This window comes from Pseudoflavonifractor phocaeensis (assembly GCF_016901955.1).
Taxonomy (GTDB): domain Bacteria; phylum Bacillota; class Clostridia; order Oscillospirales; family Oscillospiraceae; genus Flavonifractor; species Flavonifractor phocaeensis_A.
Genome location: NZ_JACJLC010000278.1, coordinates 1 through 217, shown reverse-complemented (window position 1 = coordinate 217; position 217 = coordinate 1). Strand labels below are relative to the sequence as shown.

Genomic DNA, 217 nt, shown 5'->3' with positions numbered 1-217 from the left:
CCCCTGGAAATGATCATGATAGCGTTCATGCTGTTAACTTGTTGAGAAAAGTTGAGATCAGCGGGAGCAATATACTGGCAGACCGGGCTTACGGTGCTCAGACAATTCGGGAATACATTTCAGGACAGGGTGCCAACTATGTGATTCCACCCCAAGGCAATCTCGTTAAGCCCTGGAACGTTGATTGGTGCCTGTATAAGGAACGGCATTTGATTGA

1 protein-coding gene is annotated in these 217 nt (G+C 47.5%); it reads left to right on the top strand.

The window, feature by feature from the left end:
• A partial coding sequence (locus H6B51_RS18615) for a transposase (protein ID WP_204884845.1) occupies positions 1 to 217 on the top strand: 217 nt, incomplete at both ends.